The sequence below is a fragment of the Paraburkholderia bannensis genome, from assembly GCF_014200455.1.
Lineage (GTDB): Bacteria > Pseudomonadota > Gammaproteobacteria > Burkholderiales > Burkholderiaceae > Paraburkholderia > Paraburkholderia bannensis_A.
On record NZ_JACHBW010000007.1, the window covers coordinates 261247 to 278697 of the forward strand.

The 17451-nt window shown below is 63.0% G+C and carries 18 protein-coding genes; 15 read left to right on the forward strand and 3 right to left on the reverse strand.

The features are described 5' to 3' along the window. Position 1: 1 nt before the first annotated feature. Together F4827_RS14075 and F4827_RS14080 are read right to left on the reverse strand one after the other, a co-directional pair. The gene (locus F4827_RS14075) at positions 2–952 is read right to left on the reverse strand and encodes a glycosyltransferase family 2 protein (protein ID WP_183724552.1); all 951 of its coding nucleotides are present in this window, start codon (positions 950–952) and stop codon (positions 2–4) included. Between the two features lie 230 nt (positions 953–1182). Next, positions 1183–2067 (reverse strand): hydroxymethylpyrimidine/phosphomethylpyrimidine kinase, encoded by an 885-nt coding sequence (locus tag F4827_RS14080; protein ID WP_183724553.1) that lies wholly within the window; start codon positions 2065–2067, stop codon positions 1183–1185. A gap of 308 nt (positions 2068–2375) precedes the next feature. On the opposite strand from F4827_RS14080, the gene F4827_RS14085 reads away from it, so the two are divergent. The 8 genes from F4827_RS14085 to F4827_RS14120 all read left to right on the forward strand — a co-directional run bounded on the left by F4827_RS14085 (position 2376) and on the right by F4827_RS14120 (position 9746). Further along, positions 2376–2546, forward strand: a complete 171-nt coding sequence (locus tag F4827_RS14085) for a rubredoxin (RefSeq protein ID WP_008342674.1) — start codon at positions 2376–2378, stop codon at positions 2544–2546. Between the two features lie 333 nt (positions 2547–2879). Continuing rightward, positions 2880–4406 (forward strand): hypothetical protein, encoded by a 1527-nt coding sequence (locus tag F4827_RS14090; protein WP_260175193.1) that lies wholly within the window; start codon positions 2880–2882, stop codon positions 4404–4406. 191 nt (positions 4407–4597) lie between these two features. Continuing rightward, a complete protein-coding gene (locus F4827_RS14095) occupies positions 4598–5176 on the forward strand; it encodes a YqgE/AlgH family protein (protein ID WP_183724554.1) in 579 nt (192 codons plus the stop codon). Further along, the gene (gene ruvX / locus F4827_RS14100; protein WP_221303679.1) at positions 5173–5607 is read left to right on the forward strand and encodes a Holliday junction resolvase RuvX; all 435 of its coding nucleotides are present in this window, start codon (positions 5173–5175) and stop codon (positions 5605–5607) included. The genes F4827_RS14095 and ruvX overlap by 4 nt, the downstream gene beginning before the upstream one ends. A 94-nt stretch (positions 5608–5701) precedes the next feature. Further along, entirely contained in the window at positions 5702–6763 is a 1062-nt protein-coding gene (locus F4827_RS14105) for an aspartate carbamoyltransferase catalytic subunit (RefSeq protein ID WP_183724555.1), read from the forward strand. An 11-nt stretch (positions 6764–6774) separates the two neighbouring features. Beyond that, a complete protein-coding gene (locus F4827_RS14110) occupies positions 6775–8052 on the forward strand; it encodes a dihydroorotase (protein WP_183724556.1) in 1278 nt (425 codons plus the stop codon). A 51-nt stretch (positions 8053–8103) separates the two neighbouring features. After that, positions 8104–8868 carry a 1-acyl-sn-glycerol-3-phosphate acyltransferase gene (locus F4827_RS14115; RefSeq protein ID WP_183724557.1) on the forward strand — a complete coding sequence of 255 codons (765 nt, stop codon included), beginning with the start codon at positions 8104–8106 and terminating at the stop codon, positions 8866–8868. A gap of 62 nt (positions 8869–8930) precedes the next feature. Beyond that, positions 8931–9746, forward strand: a complete 816-nt coding sequence (locus F4827_RS14120; RefSeq protein ID WP_183724558.1) for a 2OG-Fe(II) oxygenase — start codon at positions 8931–8933, stop codon at positions 9744–9746. Positions 9747–9779: 33 nt separating this feature from the next. Here the strand turns inward: F4827_RS14120 and F4827_RS14125 are convergent, their stop codons facing one another. Next, entirely contained in the window at positions 9780–10631 is an 852-nt protein-coding gene (locus F4827_RS14125) for a symmetrical bis(5'-nucleosyl)-tetraphosphatase (protein WP_183724559.1), read from the reverse strand. A gap of 414 nt (positions 10632–11045) precedes the next feature. On the opposite strand from F4827_RS14125, the gene rfbB reads away from it, so the two are divergent. From rfbB to F4827_RS14160, 7 genes are read left to right on the forward strand one after another with little or no spacing between them, the layout of a single operon-like run. Then, entirely contained in the window at positions 11046–12107 is a 1062-nt protein-coding gene (rfbB, locus tag F4827_RS14130) for a dTDP-glucose 4,6-dehydratase (protein WP_183724560.1), read from the forward strand. A 12-nt stretch (positions 12108–12119) separates the two neighbouring features. Then, positions 12120–13013: a glucose-1-phosphate thymidylyltransferase RfbA gene (rfbA, locus tag F4827_RS14135; protein WP_183724561.1), complete on the forward strand. Its 894-nt coding sequence runs from the start codon at positions 12120–12122 to the stop codon at positions 13011–13013. After that, positions 12998–13549 carry a dTDP-4-dehydrorhamnose 3,5-epimerase gene (gene rfbC, locus F4827_RS14140; RefSeq protein WP_183724562.1) on the forward strand — a complete coding sequence of 184 codons (552 nt, stop codon included), beginning with the start codon at positions 12998–13000 and terminating at the stop codon, positions 13547–13549. The genes rfbA and rfbC overlap by 16 nt, the downstream gene beginning before the upstream one ends. Positions 13550–13556: 7 nt before the next feature. After that, positions 13557–14435 carry a dTDP-4-dehydrorhamnose reductase gene (rfbD, locus tag F4827_RS14145; RefSeq protein WP_183724563.1) on the forward strand — a complete coding sequence of 293 codons (879 nt, stop codon included), beginning with the start codon at positions 13557–13559 and terminating at the stop codon, positions 14433–14435. A 54-nt stretch (positions 14436–14489) separates the two neighbouring features. Beyond that, positions 14490–15485, forward strand: coding sequence for a D-glycero-beta-D-manno-heptose-7-phosphate kinase (gene rfaE1, locus F4827_RS14150; RefSeq protein ID WP_183724564.1), 996 nt, complete (start codon positions 14490–14492; stop codon positions 15483–15485). Between the two features lie 32 nt (positions 15486–15517). Then, positions 15518–16504, forward strand: coding sequence for an ADP-glyceromanno-heptose 6-epimerase (gene rfaD / locus F4827_RS14155; RefSeq protein WP_183724565.1), 987 nt, complete (start codon positions 15518–15520; stop codon positions 16502–16504). Beyond that, positions 16489–17406 carry a glycosyltransferase family 2 protein gene (locus tag F4827_RS14160; protein ID WP_183724566.1) on the forward strand — a complete coding sequence of 306 codons (918 nt, stop codon included), beginning with the start codon at positions 16489–16491 and terminating at the stop codon, positions 17404–17406. The genes rfaD and F4827_RS14160 overlap by 16 nt, the downstream gene beginning before the upstream one ends. Positions 17407–17451: the final 45 nt, after the last annotated feature.

The following is a 17451-nucleotide window of genomic DNA, read 5'->3' on the forward strand; positions in this document are numbered from 1 at the left end:
TTTACTTTTCCTTGCCGTAGCGACGGCGAATCACGTAGAGCGGCCGACGCTTCGATTCGAGATAAATCCGGCCGATATACTCACCGATCACGCCGATGCCGATCATCTGCACGCCGCTGAAAAACAGCAGCGACACGAAGATCGACGCATAACCCGGCACGTCGATGCCACGCACAAGGGTGCGGAGCACGAGATACGCCGCATAGAGAAACGAGCTCGCCGCCACCATCAGGCCAAAATACGTCCACATCCGCAACGGCACCGTGCTGAAGCTCGTGATGCCCTCTAGCGCGAAATTCCACAATTTCCAGCCGGAAAATTTGGTCTCGCCCGCGACCCGCGAGTGGCGCACGTAAGTGACCTCGGCGGTGCGAAAGCCCACCCAGGCGAACAGGCCCTTCATGAAGCGGCGCGACTCCGGCAGCGCGTTGAGCGTATCCACGACCTCGCGCGTCATCAAACGAAAATCGCCGACGTTTTCCGGGATCTTCACGTCGGCGAGCTTGTTGTGCAGCCGATAGAAACTCACAGCGGACTGGCGCTTCAGGTATGTATCCGAGCTACGGTCCGAACGTTTCGCGAGCACGACATCGAAACCCTCGCGCCATTTGCTCACGAGTTGCGCGATGACTTCGGGCGGATCCTGCAGATCGGCGTCGAAGGGCACGACGATGTCGCCGCGCGATTCGGCGAGCCCCGCGGACAAGGCGGCTTCCTTGCCGAAGTTGCGCGAGAAGTCGATGACGCGTATGCGCGCGTCGGCGTTGGCGGCGTCGACGAGCAGCGGCAGCGTGCAGTCCTTGCTGCCGTCGTTGACGCACACGATTTCAAAGTCGGTCTCGTTGGCCTGGCCGAGCGCTTCAAGAGCGGGTACGACCTCGGCGAAGAAAGCCGCAATGGCGTCCTCTTCGTTGTAGAAAGGTACGACCAGTGACAGGAGGGTGCGGGACATGGGTCTGCCGTGAGTGGGGTGCGCCCGTATCGGTCATGACGCACCATCTCGAATATTGTCGAGAATGGTTTCGCGTCTGGGACTGCTCGGGCGGTGTTATCTTTGTCTGGAGGCCCGGCAGTATACCCGCCGTCAGTATCTGTAAATTGCGTTTCGCGGTCCCGGCGTACGCGATCGGCTGCCGCACGGCGCGGGCCGGATGCCAGAGCTCGCTGCGGTTGGTCAGACAATCAATGCCGTGCCTCGCCCGAAGGCGGCGTCTTACCCGAGCCATCTTCATCGTCCGCTGCGTCGTCTTTGCCTTCTTCGGCATCGTTGCTGCGCGCCCAGAAGAAGCGGTCCGGAACCCACGCGCCCATGCCTGGGCGGAACGCGCTCTGCATGGCCTGGTATAGATACTCCTGGGCCTCGCGCACGGCTTCGGGCGGCTCCTGACCGTTGGCGAGCAGCGCGGCGATGGCAGAGCCGAGCGTATCCGTCACGCCCATCATCGGCTGGCTCGTGCGCTCCCACAGGTCCTGGCGGATCTGGCCTTCCTCGCTATAGAGGGTGTTGACCACGCGGTGAGAGCCGGTTTCCATCGACAAAATGTATTCGCAGCCGCTCGACAGCAGTTGCGAAATCGCGGCGTCGATGCCGGGCGGTTCGGAGTCGCCATCGGGTTGCGCGAGCGCGAGCAGCACCGACACATCGGCGACCAGCAGCGTGGTTTGCGGCACGAGAAGATCTGTGACGGTTTCGCGCAGTTCGTCGGCGGCAAGAACGTGTTCGTCGTCGAGCGTGAAGTCGGGCGCGAGCACCAGCGGCACTTCGTCGTAGTCGGCGACGACTTCGGCAATCGCGCTGACCACTTCCGCGCGCGCACCCGCGCCAACCTTGAAAGCTGCCACGGGCATATCTTCGAGCAGCATGCGCGCCTGGTTTGCGACGGTTTCGGGGTCGATTCCGGTGACTTCGTCGCAGCCTGCCGAATCGCGCACGGTATAGCCCGTGAGAACGCTGACGCCGTGACAGCCCATGCTCGCGAGCGTGAGCAGGTCGGCTTGCAGGCCGCTGCCGCCGGTCGGATCGGAAAGGCCGAAGGAAAGGACGATGGGAGGGGTGTCGCCGGGCATGGACGTTGACGCAGTGAGGGGTTGGTTCGTTACGGCTGCTTTGGCGCTGCTGTTGATGATGCTATCGCTTCAATTATGCCGTCTCGGGCGCGTAGCAGGGGACGGATGACCGGTCTAAGGCGAGGGATATTTCCGTCTTGACCTCACAACAGGGGAGCGTCCTGCCCCTGACACGGTTGCTAGGCATAAAAACGGCAACACGGTACCATCATGGCTCTCATGACCTGGCAGTTTTCCCCGACCGATCGCGTCCGCTCCAGAGAGGGTAGAGGCGCGCGGTATTTTCGACTTTTCGACGCGGCATAAGAATGGAATATAGAAGCTGGATGTGCCTGATCTGCGGCTGGATCTACGATGAAGAGGCCGGTTTGCCAGACGAAGGCATTGCGCCGGGCACGCGCTGGGAGGATGTGCCGATCAACTGGACGTGCCCCGAGTGCGGCGCGCGCAAGGAAGACTTCGAGATGGTCCAGATCTGAGGCCTGCCTCGATCGCGCCCAAGCGTGGCGGGGCGGCCTGATGCGTGCGACACGCGCTGCTTCGGCTTGTGTGATGGCTTGTTTGATGTCGCCGCATGCGGTTTTCAAACGTCCTGCCTCAAACTTCATGCGGCGCGCAACTTGCTGTCACTGCCCTGCATCGCGTGCAACCGAGGCGGCTGGTCAGCCAGACGCCCCGATGATGCGAAATCTGTCATTGTCGGGCGTTGACCTACGTTGTTGTGCCGCACTGCAGGACGGCCTGCCGCAGGTTCGCCCGCCGCAGGTCCGTCTGCATCAGTTCGCAACTGTTTCCGGCGCTGCCTTTGCCTCATGACTGATCACTCATCGTCGGCTCCCTTCGAAGCGCTGCCAAATCCGCGCGGCGGCCATGTGCCGTTCGCACATGCTGCGCTGGCCCAGGCCAGTCAGGCGCTCGACGAGCAGCGCGACGTCGCGCGGCCGCTTCGGCAGGCGGTGCGTACGCTATGCGATGCGGGCTGGCTGGCGGCGGCGCGCTTTGCGGACACCTTGTTGCTGGCTTCGCCCCTTGCGCTAGCGGCCAACGTGCCCACGCCACCGCCGCCCGGTATGCCGCCACGGCCGGCGCACGATCACGATGGCCCTGACGACAGCCGCTTCCGCGAAGTCTTTCGCGACGCGCTGACCGATCTGGCGGCCGCGCTCGATCGCCACAATCTGCGCGAACTGGCCTGTTCGCCCACGCTTTACGCGCATCAGCGCAGATTGGTCGAAGCGCTCGCCGAGCACGCGCCCGGCGTGTCGCTTGCCTACGAAGACGTCGCGCTGCATGGCCGCCCGATCGCCGTTGCCGCGCTGCATGCGCAGCCCACGCAGCGTCTCGCGCAGGCGCGCGCGCGATTCGAAACGGCGCTGCTGCCGGTGCTGAAGTTGCGCCAGAGCAATGGCAACCGTGCCTCCGACGCACTTGCGCAGGCGGCATTCGGCGAGATGGACGCCTGTTTCGCCGAGCTGACCAGCGACGATCCCTACGACTGCTGGCGTCTCGCCGGAGCGTGCGCGCGCGTGTTGCAGCGCAGCACCGCGTTGTGGGGCGACCAGGATGCGCGTCGGTTCTACGCCCGCTGCAATCTGTTGATGGCGGAACAAGCACGCGGCTTGCGCGTCGCGCCGCAGTCGTTCGTTCGCACGTCGCTGGCGCTGCTGTGGCGCGATTACGCGCTCTTCGGCGCGGCAGCGGAAGATACGGCCGATGTCGAACTGCTGCACGACTACGGGTTGACCGTGGACTGGCATGTCGCGGGCACGCAGGATTCCGAGGCGCTCTGGGAAGCCGAAAGTGCGCAGGCCGATGCGCTCGCCAGCCGTGTCGCGCCGATGCGTGATCTGGGCGCGCTGGTCGTCAATGGCAATGCCTACGAGGATTTTTTGCAGACCGCCGATGCGGCGATGCTCGCGCTCGGCACCCAGGCGCGCGCTGTGTCGCTGCAGCCCGCCGGGACGCCGACCGACCCGGCCGCCGCACTGGTGGCGGCGGAGGCAGCCTACCGGATCGGCGCTGCGGCCTGGGCGCTGGGTCTGGGCCATGTCGGGCTGCTGGCCGACGCCCTGGGTCTTGCGTGGCGATGTACCGCGCATGCGGCAGTCGCGGCCGGCAATCGTGCCGGGTCGACCCCAGCCTATGGCGCGCAACCTTCGAATGCGCCCGATTTCGACGCAATCGAGCAGGCCAACGAAGCCTTGCGCGCAATGCTGCACAAGGTTGCGGCGGGCGTAGCCCAGCCTGACGCGAGCGCAACGGTACGCCTGCTCGGCGCGGCGATTTCCGGAGCCGCGGGCGGGGTGGGCGCACCGGCCGCGCCGCTCGCGGCGCGCTAGCCGAAAATGCGGCAACCGACCCGTTGCGGCCATGCAAAAGGGGCGTTACTGGCACGCCGCGCCAGCATGTTAGAGTGAGTTATTCCCCGCGCTACGGTGAGCCCAGGATGAGTCGAGGACGAGTCCAGCGCGCAGCCGGAGGGCCACGCAGGCCACCGCCAATCCGTATCGTCTTTGCTAGAATTCAAATCATGTCCAAAAGTAACGATCGCATCAATCTGACCAATCAGTTCCTGATCGCCATGCCCAACATGGCGGACCCCACGTTTTCAGGAACGGTGGTCTACCTTTGCGATCATTCCGAGCGCGGCGCGCTCGGTCTCGTGATCAATCGTCCTACCGATATCGATCTGGAAGCGCTGTTCTCGCGCATCGACCTCAAGCTGGAAATCGAACCGCTGCTGCACGTGCCCGTCTACTTTGGCGGCCCGGTGCAGACCGAGCGCGGCTTCGTGCTGCACGCGCCTATCACGGGCACGAACTACACGTCGTCGATGTCGGTGCCGGGCGGCCTGGAGATGACCACCTCCAAGGACGTGCTCGAAGCCGTCGCCAGCGGTACCGGCCCCGAGCAGTTCCTGCTTACGCTCGGCCATGCCGGCTGGGGAGCGGGCCAGCTCGAAGACGAAATCTCGAAGAACGGCTGGCTCACCGTGGAAGCCGATCCGAAGATCGTGTTCGAGGTGCCCGCCGAAGATCGCTTCGAAGCGGCGCTCGCGCTGCTCGGCATTTCCTCGACGATGCTTTCGGGCGAAGCGGGTCACGCATGAGCGTGGCGGGGCGCAACGCCGCCGAGGCGACCCTGCTGGCCTTCGATTACGGTGAAAAACGCATCGGCGTGGCGCTGGGCAATGCGCTCACGCGCAGCGCCCGTGCGCTCACCGTGATCCAGAACCGCAGCATCGATTCCCGTTTTGAAGCCGTGGCCGCGCTGCTGCGCGAGTGGCAGCCCGATCGCCTCGTGGTCGGTTTGCCCAGCCACCCGGACGGCACGCCGCACGTCATGACGAAGCAGGCGAAGCGCTTTGGCAACCAGCTCAATGGCCGCTTCAATCTGCCCGTGGTGTGGGTGGACGAGCGCTATTCGTCGGTCGATGCCGAAGCGCGTCTGCGCGAGCGCGGCGAACGCGCCGAACACATCGACGCCGAAGCCGCCTGCGTGATCCTCCAGCAATACCTCGACGAACTCCCTTCCGCCTGAGTGCCGCCAGGGTGATGTGTCTATCCAGCCGGACGCGCCACGCCGCACACCTTTTGAGATTGACCCCGCAAGCCATTCGCGCAGGACTCAAGCAATGAATTCACAGCCCACGCCCGCATCGATCGCATCTCAAAATGCGGCCGATGCCGCCGACAAGCGTTATCGCTACGGCTTTCTGAAAGGTAATCCGCAGCTCACGAAGAACGGCGAGCTCAAGCATCTGCTCTCGATCGAGGGCCTGCCGCGCGCGATCCTCAATCAGGTGCTCGATTCCGCCACGCAGTTCGTGAGCGCCACTGACGGCGACATCAAGAACGTACCGCTGTTGCGCGGCAAGTCGGTGTTCAACCTGTTCTTCGAGAACTCGACGCGCACGCGCACCACCTTCGAGATCGCCGCCAGGCGTCTTTCGGCGGATGTGCTGAACCTGAACATCAACGCGTCGTCGACGAGCAAGGGCGAGTCGCTGCTCGACACCATCGGCAACCTCTCGGCGATGCACGCCGATATGTTCGTCGTGCGTCACGCGGCGAGCGGCGCGCCGTATCTGATCGCCGAACACTGCGCGCCGCACATCCACGTGATCAACGCCGGCGACGGCCGCCACGCGCACCCGACGCAGGGCCTGCTCGACATGTACACGATCCGCCACTACAAGCGCGATTTCACCAATCTGCGCGTGGCGATCGTTGGCGACATCCTGCATTCGCGCGTGGCGCGTTCGGACATTCACGCGCTCACCACGTTGGGCGTGCCGGAAGTGCGCGCGATCGGTCCGCGCACGCTGCTGCCGGGCGGTCTCGAACAGATGGGCGTGCGCGTGTTCCACAACCTGGACGAAGGGTTGAAGGGCGTGGACGTCATCATCATGCTGCGCCTGCAGAACGAGCGTATGAGCGGCGCGCTGTTGCCTTCGGCGCAGGAGTATTTCAAGAGCTGGGGCCTCACGCCCGAGCGTCTCGCGCTTGCCGCGCCCGATGCCATCGTGATGCATCCGGGGCCGATGAATCGCGGCGTCGAGATCGACTCGCAGGTCGCGGACGGGCCGCAATCGGTGATCCTCGATCAGGTGAGCTTCGGGATTGCGGTGCGCATGGCGGTGATGGGCATCGTCGCGGGTAATCCTGTGAGTAGCAGCGCAGACAACAACGCATAACGCGGGGCAGCATGAAGATTCATATTCAAGGCGGCACGCTGATCGATCCGGTCGCGGGCACCGAACAGCAGCAGGACGTTTTCATCGAAGCGGGCACGATCGCCGCGTTTGGCACGGCCCCAGCGGGCTTCACGGCCGATAAGACGATCGACGCGCGCGGCCTGAAGGTCGCGCCCGGCTTCGTCGATCTGAGCGCGCGTCTGCGCGAGCCGGGCTACGAGCACAAGGCCACGCTCGATTCGGAAATGCACGCGGCGCTGGCTGGCGGCGTGACGACGCTCGTATGTCCGCCGGACACCGATCCGGTACTCGACGAAGCAGGTCTGGTCGAAATGCTCAAGTACCGCGCGGGCAAGCTCGAACGTGCGAACGTGCATCCGCTTGGCGCGCTCACGGTCGGCCTCAAGGGCGCGGTGATCACCGAAATGGTGTCGCTCACCGAGGCGGGCTGCATCGGCTTCACGCAGGCCGACTCGCCGATCGGCGACACTCAGGTGCTGCTGCGCGCGCTGCAGTACGCGAGCACGTATGGCTACCCGGTGTGGCTGCGCCCGCTGGATCCGTATTTGTCGAAGGGCGGCGTGGCCGCGAGCGGCGCGCTGGCCTCGCGGCTGGGGCTGTCGGGCGTGCCGGTCAGCGCGGAAACCATTGCGCTTTTCACGCTGTTCGAGCTGATGCGCGTGACGGGCGCGCGCGTGCATGTGCAGCATCTGTCGTCGGCGGCGGGCGTGGAGCTGGTGCGGGCGGCCAAGGCCGAAGGCCTGCCGCTGACCTGCGACGTGACGGCGAATCATCTGCATCTGACCGATACGGATATCGGCTACTTCGACGCGCAGTTCCGCCTTGACCCGCCGCTGCGTCAACAGCGCGACCGCGAAGCGCTGCGCGCGGGCGTGCTCGATGGCACCATCGACGCGATCTGCTCGCAGCACACGCCCGTGGACGACGACGAAAAGCTGCTGCCTTTCGCCGAAGCAACGCCTGGCGCGACGGGCCTGGAATTGCTGCTCTCGCTCACGGTGAAGTGGGCGCAGGAAGCCAATGTGCCGTTGGCGAAGGCGCTGGCGCGCATTACGTCGGCGCCGGCGACGGTGATCGGCAAGGACGCGGGGCGTCTCGCCGTGGGCGCGAGCGCAGACCTTTGTGTGTTCGACGAACACGCGCACTGGCAGGTCGAACCGCGCGCGCTCAAGAGCCAGGGGCACAATACGCCGTTCCTCGGCTACGAACTGCCTGCGCTGGTGCGTGCCACGCTGGTGGCAGGGCGCATCGGCTTCGAGCGCCATTGAACCGGGCATCACTGAACGCAAGCCGCGACCGACTTCGATACTGACCCAGCCATGAGTCTCTTTTTTCGCAAAGCCCGTCTGCTGGGCCACCTGCTGCGCGGCGCCTGGACCGTCGGCGTGCGCTTTCCGCGCGCCACGCCCGAGCAGCGCCACGCCCTGAACCGCGCCTGGTCGCTCAAGATGCTCGCCCTGTGCGGCATGAAGCTGGTGGTGCATAACGATTCGGCGCGCCTCGATGCGGGCGCGCTGGTCGTGAGCAACCATATTTCGTGGATCGACATCTACGTGATCAACGCGTGGCGGCCGACCCCGTTCGTGTCGAAGGCGGAGGTGCGCAGCTGGCCGCTGATCGGCTGGTTCGCGGCGAATCTCGATACCGTGTTCATCGAGCGCGAGAAGCGCAGCGAGGCGCGCCGTATCATGCACGAGCTGGCTTCGCGCCTGGAACGCGGCGAGCTGATGTGCGTGTTTCCGGAGGGCACGACGACCGACGGGCTGGCGCTCAAGCAGTTTCACTCGAATATGTTCCAGGCGCCTGTTTCGGCGGCGCGCCCGGTGCAGCCGATCTGCATCATGTACGAGGATGCGCAGGGAAGGCAGTCGACTGCGCCGGCTTATATCGACGATCTGTCGCTGAAGGATTCGCTCGACGCCATGCTCAATGCGGGGCCGATTACCGCGCACGTGTATGTGGGCGAGGCGCTTGAGCCGGGCGACGATCGGCGCAAGCTGGCGGCGCGGGCGCAGGAGGCGGTGGAGGCGGGGTTGGCGGCGATGCGGGAGCGGGCGTCGGCGGGTGTGGTGCAGAGCGTGTGATTCAGCGCGCGTGCAGCGGCACAGACCATCATCATCGGAACATCGAAAGCAGGACAGTCATCATGGATCGTACGGAACTGGGTGCGCTGATCGCGGCGCGACTTGAAACTGAACTCGCACGGCTGCGCGAACAATGGACGCAGACTGCGCCTATCCAGCATTTCCATATCGACGATGTGTTGCCGGAAGCGATTGCCCGCGAGATCCGCGCGGGCTTTCCCGATGCGTCGAAGATGATGCTGCGCAAGAGCCTGCGCGAACTCAAGTACGTATCCGCGCAGATGGATGCACATGCGCCGCTGCTCGAAGAGATCATCTTCGCGTTCCAGGCGCCGCGCGTGGTCGAGCTCGTCAAGGAAATCACGGGGCTGCGCTCGCTGTATCCGGACGAACATCTGTATGCGGGCGGTATCTCCATGATGGGGCCGGGACATTTCCTGAACCCGCACCTCGACAACTCGCACGATAAGGATCGCGAGCACTATCGCGTGCTCAATCTGCTTTACTACGTGTCGCCGGACTGGTCGCTGGAGAAGGGCGCCAATCTCGAAGTGTGGCCGCAGGGCCCGAAGGCGGAACCGACGACCATCGTCAGCCGTTTCAATCGCCTGGCCGTGATGGTGACGAACCAGCACTCATGGCATTCGGTGTCGAAAAACGTAAGCGACGAGCAGCGTTGCTGCGTGTCGAACTACTACTTTTCCGATCATCCGGTTGGCGCCGATGATTATTTTCATCCGACGTCGTTTCGCGGTCGCCCCGAGCAGCCCGTGCGCGATGTGGTGCTTCAGGCCGATGCGGCGGCACGCGGTTTTGTGCGCCGCGTCTTCCCGAAAGGCGTGAAGGCCACGACGCACGTGTACAACAAGAAGCGCTGAGGCGACCATCCATCAGGCCGTCTTTGGCCGCGTTCAGGCCGATACTGCGCGGCAGTTCGGACAGGCGACCTGGGTGAGAATGCGCTGGTAAGGATCGGTTGCGAGACTGACCGCCGAGAGCCGTTCGCCCCACACACAGCCCGAATCCAGGCCGATCACGTTCTTGCGCAAGGTCAGGCCGAGCGCCGCCCAGTGCCCGAATACGACGGTGATGTCCGAGGTCTTGCGCCCCGGCACGTCGAACCACGGCCTGTAGCCCGGCGGCGCGGAATCCAGTCCGCCGCTCGCGCTGAAATCCATCACGCCGTCTTCGTTGCAAAAGCGCATGCGCGTAAGCGCACTGCATGTCAGACGCAGCCTCTCGATACCCTTCAGATTCTTCGACCAGCGATTGGGCTCGTTGCCGTAGAGGCCGGCGAGCGTCTCTTTCCAGTCGTCGCGGCGCAGCGCTTGTTGCAGCTCGTGCGCAAGTTCCAGCGTCAGATCCACATCCCACTGCGGCAGCACGCCCGCATGAACCATCAGCATGCCGTGTTCGAAGTGCGCGATCGGGCGATGGCGGACCCAGTGCAGCAGATCGTCGGCATCCGGAGCAGCGAGGATGGCGTCTATGGTGTCGCCCTTTTTAGACTTACGAATGCCCGCCGACACCGACAGCAGATGCAGATCGTGGTTGCCGAGCACCGCTACGCCTCGATCACCAAGGGCGATTACTTCGCGTAGCGTCTCAAGCGACGCCGGGCCGCGATTGATGAGATCGCCGGCGAACCAAAGGGGCGTATCGGCAGAGGGCGCGGCCTTGGCCAGCAACTCCCGGAACGGGGTGAGACAACCCTGAAGGTCGCCAAAAGCGAGAGGCGGCGGGAACGGCGCTTGCTTGGTCATTGAATCTGAATCACTTGCAGTAGTCTGCAATAGGTTGGCAGGGTGCCAAGGCAGGAAGTGACGGTATCACAGGAAAACGATTGCCGCGTGATGCCGGATTGGGATCGGGATCACGGATAAACGAGATCGACATTAATTCTGCTGGCGTAAGGCTGGAGTAAGAATGACAATCAAGAAGAAATAAGATAACTTTGTCAAGCTGTTTCAAGATGTTAGCGGTATGGTTTTCGTGCGGTCTGTCCGTATAATTGACACGATAAAACAGAGCTAGAAGAGTATGCTCCACGGATAAAGTGCTGCATTTTTCTCGCAAAAAATCCACTTTTACAGCATCCTTTCGTGCGTTTGGCTGCCGGGGGCCTTTGGGTTAGACGGCCAGGCGCACCACCTTCACACGCCTACAAAAGGAATTCCATGATCCTGGTAACGGGCGGTGCCGGCTTTATCGGCGCCAACTTTGTGCTTGACTGGTTCCGTCAATCCGACGAAGCCATTCTGAACGTAGACAAGCTGACCTACGCGGGCAATCTCGGCACGTTGCAATCGCTGCAGGGCAACCCGAAGCACGTCTTCGCGCGCGTCGACATCTGTGATCGCGCCGCGCTCGACGTGCTGCTCGCCGAACACAAGCCGCGCGCCGTGCTGCACTTTGCCGCAGAGAGCCATGTCGATCGCTCGATCCACGCTCCGGCGGACTTTGTTCAGACCAATGTAGTCGGCACGTTCACGCTGCTTGAAGCCACCCGTCATTACTGGAATACCTTGCCGGAAGAAGGGAAGGCCGCCTTCCGCTTCCTTCACGTCTCGACCGATGAAGTGTTCGGCTCGCTGTCGGCAACCGATCCCCAATTCTCGGAAACCACGCCGTACGCGCCCAACAGCCCGTACTCGGCGACCAAGGCCGGTTCCGACCACCTCGTGCGCGCGTATCACCATACGTATGGTCTGCCGGTGCTTACAACCAACTGCTCGAACAACTACGGGCCGTACCAGTTCCCCGAAAAGCTCATTCCGCTGATGATCGCCAACGCACTCGCGGGCAAGCCGCTGCCGGTCTACGGCGACGGCCAGAACGTGCGCGACTGGCTCTACGTGGGCGACCATTGCAGCGCGATCCGCGAAGTGCTCGCGCGCGGCAAGAGCGGCGAGACCTACAACGTCGGCGGCTGGAACGAGAAGACGAACCTCGAAGTCGTGCACACGCTGTGCGACCTGCTCAACAAGCTGCGCCCGAAGGCCGCAGGTTCTTACCGCGACCAGATCACCTACGTGACGGATCGCCCCGGCCACGACCGCCGCTACGCAATCGACGCGCGCAAGCTCGAACGCGAACTGGGCTGGAAGCCGGCCGAGACCTTCGAAACGGGTCTTGCGAAGACGGTGCAGTGGTACCTGGACAACCAGGCGTGGGCTGACGAAGTCGCATCGGGCGACTATCGCAAGTGGGTCGAAACCAACTACGCGCAGCGTACGTAAAGGCAGGACCATATGGCACGCAAAGGCATTATTCTCGCTGGTGGTTCCGGCACGCGGCTCTATCCGATTACCCATGCGGTGTCGAAGCAACTGCTGCCCGTGTACGACAAGCCGATGATCTACTACCCGCTGTCGACGCTGATGGTCGCGGGCATTCGCGACGTGCTCATCATCTCGACGCCGCAGGACACGCCGCGCTTCGAGTCGATGCTCGGCGACGGCAGCCAGTGGGGCATGAACATCCAGTACGCGGTGCAGCCGTCCCCGGACGGCCTCGCGCAGGCGTTCATCATCGGCAAGGAGTTCGTTGGCAACGATCCGTCGGCGCTGATTCTTGGCGACAACATTTTCTACGGCCACGATCTGGCGAAGCAGCTCGAGCGCGCCACGGCGCAGGAATCGGGCGCGACGGTATTCGCCTATCACGTGCAGGACCCGGAACGTTACGGCGTGGTTGAGTTCGACAAGAGCTTCCGCGCGCTGTCGATCGAAGAAAAACCCGCCCAACCGCGCTCGAACTATGCGGTCACGGGGCTGTACTTCTACGACAACCGTGTTTGCGATATCGCAGCGGACATCAAGCCGTCGCCGCGCGGCGAGCTGGAGATCACGGATGTGAACTCACGTTATCTCGCCGATGGCGCGCTTAACGTCGAGATCATGGGCCGCGGTTTTGCGTGGCTCGACACCGGCACGCACGATTCGCTGATCGAGGCGGCGACCTTTATTGCGACGCTGCAGAAACGTCAAGGCCTCGTGGTCGCGTGTCCAGAGGAAATCGCGTATCGCCGTCAATGGATTGACGCGGAACAACTGCAGAAACTCGCTGCGCCGCTCTCGAAGAACGGCTACGGCAAATATTTGTTGAACATTCTTACGGATCAGGTCGCATGGCCATCACGGTAACGGCAACGGCGCTGCCGGAAGTCAAGATCATCGAGCCGAAGGTGTTCGGCGACGCGCGCGGCTACTTCTACGAAAGCTTCAACGGCCGCGAATTCGCGGAATTCGTGGAGCCGGGCGTGGAGTTCGTGCAGGACAACCATTCGCGTTCGGCGAAGGGCGTGCTGCGCGGTTTGCACTATCAGATCCAGCACGCGCAGGGCAAGCTCGTGCGCGTGGTGGAAGGCGAAGTGTTCGACGTGGCCGTCGATATTCGCAAGAGCTCTCCGAATTTCGGCAAGTGGGTCGGCGTGCATCTGTCGACGGAAAACCATCGGCAGTTGTGGGTGCCGCCGGGTTTCGCGCACGGCTTCGTCGTGCTGTCGGAATCGGCGCAGTTTCTCTACAAGACGACCGATTACTGGTATCCGGAGCACGAACGCAGTCTCGTGTGGAACGATCCGGCCGTCGGCATCGAATGGCCGATCGACTTCGAGCCGCTGCTGGCCGCCAAGGATGCGGCGGGCAAGAAGCTGGCCGAAGCCGACGTGTTTGCGTGAGGGTGTGATGGATTCCACCATTCTCGTGACGGGCGTCAACGGTCAGGTTGGGTATGAGCTGCTGCGCTCGCTGCAGGGGCTTGGGCGTGTGATTGGCTGCGATCGCGCGGCGCTGGATCTCGATAGTCCCGATGCGATTCGTCGCGTCGTGCGCGAGATTAATCCGACGATCATCGTCAATCCGGCCGCCTATACGGCGGTCGACAAGGCGGAAAGCGACGTTGAAGGTGCGCAGCGCCTGAATGTCGATGCGCCCGTCGTTCTCGCCGAAGAAGCGAAGCGTCTGAAAGCCGCGCTCGTTCACTACTCGACGGATTACGTGTTCGACGGCACGAAGGACACGCCCTATGTCGAGACCGACGCGGTCAATCCGCAGAGTGTCTACGGCAAGACCAAGCTCGAAGGCGAGCAGGCGATCGCGGCGAGCGGCTGCGATCACCTTATTCTTCGTACAAGCTGGGTGTACGGCACGCGCGGCAAGAACTTTCTGCTGACGATGCTCAAGCTTGGCGCGGAGCGTGAAGAGCTGACTGTCGTAGCCGATCAGATCGGTGCGCCGACGTGGTCTCGTACGATCGCGACGTCGACCGCTCACGTGCTCGCGCAGGCGACGCGTGCCGCCGACCGCGGTCAGTGGTGGGCGCAACAGTCGGGTGTCTACCATCTGACTGCGGGTGGCTCGACCTCATGGCACGGCTTCGCCGAGGCGATCTTTGAACTGTCGTCGCTCGCGAAGCGGCCCGTCGTCAAGCCTATTCCCGCGTCGTCGTATCCGACTCCGGCAACGCGTCCCGCCAATTCGCGCATCTCGAACGACAAGTTTGCAGCGGCGTTTGGCGTGCGTGCTCCGGACTGGCGCGAGGCGCTGGCGTTGTGCATGCAGTAAGGACGGGGCGCGTTCAGTGCTTTGTTCCGCGATTCCTCATTTTCCCAAAAGCCTATGTCCGTCATTGAAAGCGCCGTGATGAAATCGAACCAGGAACACTCGCTTCCGACGGTTTCGCGCGAACGGCTCGCAGGCGCTTCGGTGCTGGTGGTGGGCGACGTGATGCTCGACCGCTACTGGTTCGGCGACGTCAATCGAATTTCGCCCGAAGCGCCGGTTCCCGTCGTGCACGTCCAGCGCAGTGAAGAGCGTCTTGGCGGCGCGGCGAATGTTGCCTGCAATATTGCTGGGCTGGGCGCTGACGCCGTGCTGCTTTGCGTGGTAGGGATGGATGAGCCGGGTGAACGGCTCATGACGCTGCTTACTGAAAGCAATGTCAAGGCATACGCCGAACGCGACCGTTCGATCTCGACGATCATCAAGCTGCGGGTCATCGCCCGCCAACAGCAATTGGTACGTGTCGATTTCGAAGAGACGCCGACCAAGGAGATTCTGCTCGCCAGTCTTGCGCGCTTCGATGCCATGGTTGCGCACTCGCGCATCGTGCTGCTTTCCGATTACGCGAAGGGCGGCTTGACGCACGTCTCCAACATGATTGAGACGGCTCGTCGTCTCGACAAGACGGTATTGATCGATCCCAAGGGAAGCGACTGGCAGCGCTATGCCGGCGCCAGCCTGATCACGCCAAATCGCGCGGAATTGCGCGATGTCATTGGCGCATGGTCGTCCGAAGCGGACCTGACCGCACGTGTTACGCAACTGCGCAAATCGCTTGGCATCGAAAACCTGCTGCTAACGCGCTCCGAGGAGGGCATGACGCTCTTTAGCGACCATGCTCCCGTACACGTCCCTACGGCGGCGCGCGAAGTGTTCGATGTCTCCGGCGCGGGCGATACCGTCATCGGCACGGTAGCGGCCATGCTGGGCGCGGGCGTCCCGCTGATCGACGCGGTTGGCTATGCCAATCGCGCGGCAGGCGTGGTGGTGGGCCGTGTAGGGACCTCCCCCATCTCTTACGACGACGTGTTCGTTACCGAAGCGGCGATCTGATCGCTTCGCCACCGAACGACACCAAGAAGATCATGACCATCATCGTGACCGGCGCAGCCGGCTTCATCGGCAGCAACATCGTCAAGGCGCTCAACGAACGCGGCGAAGACCGCATCATCGCCGTCGACAATCTCACGCGCGCCGACAAGTTCAAGAATCTGGTCGATTGCGAAATCGACGATTACCTCGACAAGACCGATTTCGTCGAACGCTTCACGCGCGGCGATTTCGGCAAGGTGCGCGCGGTGTTCCACGAAGGCGCCTGTTCGGACACGATGGAAACCGACGGCCGCTACATGATGGACAACAATTTCCGCTACAGCCGCGCGATTCTCGACGCCTGCCAGGCGCAGCGCGCGCAGTTCCTGTATGCGTCGTCGGCGGCGATTTACGGCGGCTCGACGCGCTTCGTCGAAGATCGCGAAGTGGAAGCGCCGCTGAACGTGTACGGCTATTCGAAGTTCCTGTTCGACCAGGTGATCCGCCGCGTGCTGCCCACGGCGCAGAGCCAGATCGCGGGCTTCCGTTACTTCAACGTGTACGGCCAGCGCGAGACGCACAAGGCGCGCATGGCGTCGGTGGCGTTCCACAACTTCAACCAGTTCCGCGCGGAAGGCCGCGTGAAGCTGTTCGGCGAGTACAACGGTTACGCGCCGGGCGAGCAGACGCGCGATTTCGTGTCGGTGGAAGACGTGGTGAAGGTCAACCTGTTCTTCTTCGATCATCCGGAAAAGTCGGGCATCTTCAACCTTGGCAGCGGCCGCGCGCAGCCGTTCAACGATATCGCCACGAGCGTGGTCAACACGCTGCGCGCGATGGAAGGCAAGCCCGCGCTCACGCTCGAAGAGCAGGTCAAGGAAGGGCTGATCGAGTACATCCCGTTCCCGGACGCGCTGCGCGGCAAGTATCAATGCTTCACGCAGGCCGACCAGACGAAGTTGCGCGCAGCGGGCTACGACGCACCGTTCCTGACGGTTCAGGAAGGGGTGGATCGTTACGTACGTTGGCTGGCGAAGTAACGGTGCTCGTGCAGTTGCAGCCAGGCATCGTCGTGGTGTTTTATCGGCCCGACAACGCCTGTATCGAGCGTGCCAATCGCCTTGTGGAGTTCGGCCATTGTGTGGTGGTCGACAATACCGAGGGTGTTTGGTCCGCGCAGGAGTTGGGCCTGAGGCCGGAGATTACATACGTTGCGAACGGCGCAAATCTCGGCATTGCCACAGCGCTCAATCAGGGCGTGGAACAGGTGCGGCGCGCAGGTTGTCGCAGCGTGTTGTTGTTCGATCAGGATAGCGAACCCTCCGCGCATCTGCTGCTCGAGTTGCCCGCCGTCTTGGCGCGCGAAGTCGAAGCCGGGCAACGCATTGCGCTGATCGGACCGGCCTACGAAGACGTGCGTCTTGGCGGGATCGCGCCGTTCGTTCGCTTCGGGTTTCCCGCGTTGCAGCGCGTCGCGGCAGACGGCGAGAATCTGATCGACGTGGACTTTCTGATCACGTCGGGTTCGTGCGTGAATCTGGACGTTTGGCCTGAGATCGGCGGAATGGATGATTCGCTTTTCATTGACTTCGTGGATCTCGAATGGTGCATCCGGGCAAGTGCCGCAGGTTATCGCGTGGCAGGCGCACCGTGGTTGCGGCTGGCCCACGAACTGGGCGGCGAGCCGGTGAACATCCTGGGACGCAGCTATCCCAGTCACTCGCCGATGCGGCACTACTACATGTTCAGAAATGCCGTCGAACTCATGAAGAGGCGGTACATACCGTGGAAATGGAAGGCGAATGAGTTGCTGAAGATGCCGTTTCGCCTGGCGATCTACGGCATCTGGCTCAAGCCTCGACGACGCCATCTCGGGATGGCGTTTCTTGGTTTATGGCACGGATTGCGGGGCCGCCGCGGCCCGCTCGAATCCGAGCTTTGAATTACAGACCTCGCGAAGCAAACGTGCTTACGCGGGCGGTGCAAT

Bases quoted from the DNA above. Each gene is read 5' to 3' on its own strand.
- F4827_RS14075 (WP_183724552.1), bottom strand. From the start codon at position 952: ATGTCCCGCACCCTCCTGTCACTGGTCGTACCTTTCTACAACGAAGAG.
- F4827_RS14080 (WP_183724553.1), bottom strand. From the start codon at position 2,067: ATGCCCGGCGACACCCCTCCCATCGTCCTTTCCTTCGGCCTTTCCGAT.
- F4827_RS14085 (WP_008342674.1), top strand. From the start codon at position 2,376: ATGGAATATAGAAGCTGGATGTGCCTGATCTGCGGCTGGATCTACGAT.
- F4827_RS14090 (WP_260175193.1), top strand. From the start codon at position 2,880: ATGACTGATCACTCATCGTCGGCTCCCTTCGAAGCGCTGCCAAATCCG.
- F4827_RS14095 (WP_183724554.1), top strand. From the start codon at position 4,598: ATGTCCAAAAGTAACGATCGCATCAATCTGACCAATCAGTTCCTGATC.
- ruvX (WP_221303679.1), top strand. From the start codon at position 5,173: ATGAGCGTGGCGGGGCGCAACGCCGCCGAGGCGACCCTGCTGGCCTTC.
- F4827_RS14105 (WP_183724555.1), top strand. From the start codon at position 5,702: ATGAATTCACAGCCCACGCCCGCATCGATCGCATCTCAAAATGCGGCC.
- F4827_RS14110 (WP_183724556.1), top strand. From the start codon at position 6,775: ATGAAGATTCATATTCAAGGCGGCACGCTGATCGATCCGGTCGCGGGC.
- F4827_RS14115 (WP_183724557.1), top strand. From the start codon at position 8,104: ATGAGTCTCTTTTTTCGCAAAGCCCGTCTGCTGGGCCACCTGCTGCGC.
- F4827_RS14120 (WP_183724558.1), top strand. From the start codon at position 8,931: ATGGATCGTACGGAACTGGGTGCGCTGATCGCGGCGCGACTTGAAACT.
- F4827_RS14125 (WP_183724559.1), bottom strand. From the start codon at position 10,631: ATGACCAAGCAAGCGCCGTTCCCGCCGCCTCTCGCTTTTGGCGACCTT.
- rfbB (WP_183724560.1), top strand. From the start codon at position 11,046: ATGATCCTGGTAACGGGCGGTGCCGGCTTTATCGGCGCCAACTTTGTG.
- rfbA (WP_183724561.1), top strand. From the start codon at position 12,120: ATGGCACGCAAAGGCATTATTCTCGCTGGTGGTTCCGGCACGCGGCTC.
- rfbC (WP_183724562.1), top strand. From the start codon at position 12,998: ATGGCCATCACGGTAACGGCAACGGCGCTGCCGGAAGTCAAGATCATC.
- rfbD (WP_183724563.1), top strand. From the start codon at position 13,557: ATGGATTCCACCATTCTCGTGACGGGCGTCAACGGTCAGGTTGGGTAT.
- rfaE1 (WP_183724564.1), top strand. From the start codon at position 14,490: ATGTCCGTCATTGAAAGCGCCGTGATGAAATCGAACCAGGAACACTCG.
- rfaD (WP_183724565.1), top strand. From the start codon at position 15,518: ATGACCATCATCGTGACCGGCGCAGCCGGCTTCATCGGCAGCAACATC.